Here is a 4,071-nt window from a genome sequence, read left to right on the forward strand (position 1 = left end):
CGCGGATCCGGACGAGGGGTTCCGGCCCGAAGGGTGAAGCGGCCTTCGGGGGTGTGTCGGGAACCTCCAGGTGTGGGCACTGCAGCGGCCCGAGCCGGGCGGCCCCGCGCACAAGTCGGTGCTGTTCGTGGACACGGCGGCCGACGCGGCGGCGGGTGCGGCGACGGCGGGCGGGCGCGGTGGGGTGGTGGCGACCGGGCGGACGAGGGGCGGAAGCCGGTCCGCCTCAGTGGACTGGGAGGCGATCACCGCGCATGCCGTGGGCGCGTGGCAGGCATTCGCGGAGAACCCGGACACCTTCGAGGGCGAACCCGGTGTCGCGCACGCGGTCGGCGTGGTGGACCTGCTGGACGACGTGGTCGATCTGACCCCGGCCCGGCTCGTACGAGCGTCCCGGGCCGAGGTCGACCCGGCGGAACTGTCGGCCGAGGTCGATACCGCGCGCCGGGGTCTCATCGGCGCTGCGCGGTCCCTGGCTCGGACAGCGGGCCGGGAGGGGTGGAGCGCCGCGGGCGCCTCGGTCCGCGAATGGCGGACGGCGACGGTGTCCGACCTGGCACGCGGCGGGGCGCTCACTCTGCTGCGGACCATGCCGGAGGGAGCGCGGAGCCGCGCGGACGGTGACGGGAGCAACGGGAGCAACGGGAAGGGGACGCGGCCGGATACGGCCCGTGCGGTGCTCACCGGCTCGGACATCGCGCGGGGATCGAGCCCTACGGGCGACCCGGCGGAGCTGCCCGGCCACACCCCACCGGTGATCGCCGCGGGGGATGTCCTCGTACGGGCGATCGCGAGCCCCGACGGGCCGATGAGCCGGGTCGCGGGCGAGGAGGACCGGGGCGCACTGCTCGGCCTCCACGTCCACCTCTTCCGGCCGGACCCGAAACGCCTGGACGCCTGGTTCCTCGCCGGGTTCCTGGGCGCGGAGGAGAACATCGCGGGCGCGTCGACGGGCAGCACGGTCCTGACCGTCAGCCCGGGCCGGCTGCGCGTGCCGCTGCTGCCGCTGGAGGAGCAGCGGCGGTACGGGGAGGCGTTCCGGCACGTGCACGCGCTCCGGGCGGAAGCCCGGCGGGCGACCCTGCTGGCGGAGGAGACGGCGCGGCTGCTGGCGGGCGGGCTCACGGGCGGGCAGCTGCTGCCGGCACGGGAGGCGGCGGAGGGGGACGCGGTACGCGGCCGGGGTGACGAGACCTGAGCCACCTGCGGGTCGAGAAGACCGGCGAGCACGACGTGTCCCTCAACCCCGAGGGCGCGGCCGAGCTCAAGGGGTTCGGCGACGGGGTCGGCGGCGCGAAGGACGCCGAGAAGTCACTGCTGTCCGAGCTGATCGAGAAGTTCAACGCCAAGTTCGGCACGGAGTTCACCGAGGAGGACGTCCTCCCGGCGTTCAACGCCACGAAGAAGGATCCGAAGGTCCGGGCCGCCGCCCTCGTCAACGACGAGGAGAACTTCGGCATCGTCTTCGACAAGAAGTTCGAGGAGAACATGATGGATCATGTCTCCACGATCGACACGCTCGGCAAGCGGTACTTCGGCACCGACCGGGACTTCAAGTCCAACCTCGACCGCAGCGCCCGCCGGGCCGCCTGGCGGATGATCCGTCGGGAAGAAGGGCTGGACGAGATCTGACGCGAGTGGGGCCCAATGCGTGTGCATCGCACCGGGCCCTTCGCCGTACGTCAGCCGGTTCAGCAGTCGACGGTCGTCCGCACGAAACCACTCCATGCTGCGGGGCCGAACGCGAGCCGGGCCACTGCGGGCTGCTTCGAGTCCCTGACGAGGACGGCTCCGGCGGCTGCGGCGACCTCGACGCACTCACCACCGTTGCCTGTGCTGTAGCTGCTCTTGATCCAAGCGGCCTCTGGCACAGCCGCCTTGCTGGGCTGCACGCTCATGTGTCTCCCATCAGTTGCTCAATGAACGCCACTGACTCGCTCGGTGTCAGCGCTTGTGATCGGAGGATGCCATAGCGCGCCTCAAGCGTTCGCACATACGCAGCGTCGGTGTAGAGGCGGCTTAGATCCTGTACCTCCGCGTACGCCAGGCGCTGCCCCTTGTCGACGTCGATCAGTGAGAAGGGACCGCTCAAGGCTGCGTTGTCCTCCCGCTCGATCGGCATGACCTGGACCTCCACGTTTCTAGACTGGCCCGTAAGGAGGACTTGTTCCAGGGCTTCGCGCATGACTTTCCGACCGCCGATCGGCCTGCGCAGTACAGCCTCCTCGATCACGAAGCTGAGCAGGGGTGCAGGTCGTCGGCAGAAGATCTCTTGTCGCGCCATACGAGCCTCAAGTCGCTGCTCGATCACGTCGTCCTCCAGCAAGGGCCGCTGCATGTGGAAGACGGCACGGGCGTAGTCCTGCGTCTGCAACAGACCCGGCACCGCGTACACCGCGTACACATTCAGGGCGGTGGCCCCGGCCTCCAGCCGAGCCATGTCCCGGAAGAACGCCGGATACTGAGCCCTCCCCACCTCCTCCTTCAGAGCCGCAAGCACCCCACCCGCCCCCAACACCTCGTCCGCCTTCTCGATGAACCGGGCCTGCGGAATCCGCCTCCCCTGCTCAATAGACGCCACCGTGTCCGCCGAGTACCCCAGCCGCTTCCCGAACTCCGCCCGCTCCAGCCCCGCCCGCGTCCGCAGCAGCTTCAACTGCTGTCCGAACGCCGTCACCACGCCCGTCCCCGGCTCGTCCTCCGGCCGCTGCTGCCGTCGCGCCGCCGTCTCCTCGTCCCGCACCTCGGTCATCGCCGTGCCGCCTCTCCCCGCGTACCGTCCCGTACAGCGCCCACGCCCACCCCGTACGAAGGTCCGTAAGCGGCGCGTCACCACTGGTCACGCTAGGCGACAGCACGCCACCGTGAGGGCATGACCGCAACACAATCACCCGTCACGGTGCACCGGTTCACGATGCGCTTCAGCTCCACCCCGCGCGGTGCCCGCCTCGCCCGCCGCCTGTGCGAGCACTGCCTCGACGCCTGGGGCGTCCCGTACGACAGCGACGCCCATGACGTCGTCACGCTCGTGACCGCGGAGCTGTGCGCCAACGCCGTCCAGCACGGGCACGTCCCCGGCCGGGACTTCCAGGTGCACATGACGGCCTCCCCGTCGACCCGCACCGTACGGATCGAGGTCACCGACACCCGCGGGGAGAGCGTCCCCCTCCTCTCCGCCGGCCCGGCGCCGGACGACGAGGGCGGACGCGGCCTGCTGCTGGTCGCGGCGCTGGCCGACCGCTGGGGCTGTTCGCCGCGCGCCGGGGGTGGCCCCGGCAAGACGGTCTGGGCGGAGTGCACCGCCTACCCGGCATGACGTGATCACGCAAGCGGTACTCCCGCAGGTTGGACGCGCGCGCCCTCGCCCGGAAGACTGAGCCCCGACCACATCAGAGACCTCTGAAGACCTCTCAAGTCGTCTTCGGACACTCGACGCGGGCGGGGGCCAGGACCAGGTGCCGGACGGACGACGGATCGCGGGGCGCTACGAGCTGCTGGAGCAGTTCAGTCACGGTGGCATGGGGGACGTGTGGCGCGGCTACGACGCCGTGCTGGACCGGCCGGTCGCCGTGAAGCTGATCCGTCCGCAGGCCGTGGCGTCGCCGCACCTGGCGGAGGAGTTCGAGAAGCGGTTCCGGCGCGAGGCCCGGGTGACCGCGCGCATCCAGCACCCGGGCGTGCCGCAGGTGTTCGACGCGGTGCTGGACGAGTCGTACGAGCATCTGTTCCTGGTGATGGAACTGGTCGACGGCGTGCCGCTGACCGCGTACGTGAGTCCGGACCGGCCGCCGCTCCCCCTCAGCTGGGCGGTGGCCGTGGCGGCGCAGGTGGCGACCGTGCTGTCGTACGCGCATGATGTGCCGGTCGTCCACCGCGACTTGAAGCCGAGCAACATCCTGGTCGCCCGGGACGGCACGGTGAAGGTGCTGGACTTCGGCATCGCGGCGATCCTGCGCACGGACGTCACCAAGCTGACCGCGACCGGCACCTCGCCCGGCTGCGCGCCGAGGCCGCCCGCATGGGCATCCTCCTGGACGACCTGCTGCTGCTCGCCCGGCTGGACGCGGCGGA

Annotated in this window: 5 protein-coding genes and 1 pseudogene; 4 read left to right on the plus strand and 2 right to left on the minus strand. The window is 71.1% G+C overall.

All coding sequences use genetic code 11. The features are described from left to right. Positions 1 to 70: 70 nt before the first annotated feature. On the plus strand, positions 71 to 1,198 hold the full coding sequence (locus tag ABZ281_RS40730; protein ID WP_356663011.1) for a hypothetical protein: 1,128 nt from the start codon (positions 71 to 73) through the stop codon (positions 1,196 to 1,198). Continuing rightward, positions 1,192 to 1,632, plus strand: a pseudogene (locus ABZ281_RS40735) (type I restriction endonuclease subunit R); the annotation flags it as partial. The gene ABZ281_RS40730 and the pseudogene ABZ281_RS40735, both read left to right, overlap by 7 nt. 59 nt (positions 1,633 to 1,691) lie before the next feature. Here ABZ281_RS40735 and ABZ281_RS40740 read toward each other — a convergent pair. Beyond that, a complete protein-coding gene (locus ABZ281_RS40740; RefSeq protein WP_356663012.1) occupies positions 1,692 to 1,898 on the minus strand; it encodes a DUF397 domain-containing protein in 207 nt (68 codons plus the stop codon). After that, positions 1,895 to 2,752, minus strand: a complete 858-nt coding sequence (locus ABZ281_RS40745; protein ID WP_356663013.1) for a helix-turn-helix transcriptional regulator — start codon at positions 2,750 to 2,752, stop codon at positions 1,895 to 1,897. The genes ABZ281_RS40740 and ABZ281_RS40745 overlap by 4 nt, the downstream gene beginning before the upstream one ends. 120 nt (positions 2,753 to 2,872) lie before the next feature. Here ABZ281_RS40745 and ABZ281_RS40750 point away from each other — a divergent pair, with 120 nt between their 5' ends. Both ABZ281_RS40750 and ABZ281_RS40755 read left to right on the plus strand, forming a co-directional pair. Next, entirely contained in the window at positions 2,873 to 3,316 is a 444-nt protein-coding gene (locus ABZ281_RS40750; RefSeq protein ID WP_356663014.1) for an ATP-binding protein, read from the plus strand. 139 nt (positions 3,317 to 3,455) lie between these two features. Beyond that, a partial coding sequence (locus tag ABZ281_RS40755; protein WP_356663015.1) for a serine/threonine-protein kinase occupies positions 3,456 to 4,071 on the plus strand: 616 nt, incomplete at its 3' end.

It is taken from the genome of Streptomyces sp. NPDC006265, assembly GCF_040613555.1.
Taxonomy (GTDB): Bacteria; Actinomycetota; Actinomycetes; order Streptomycetales; family Streptomycetaceae; genus Streptomyces.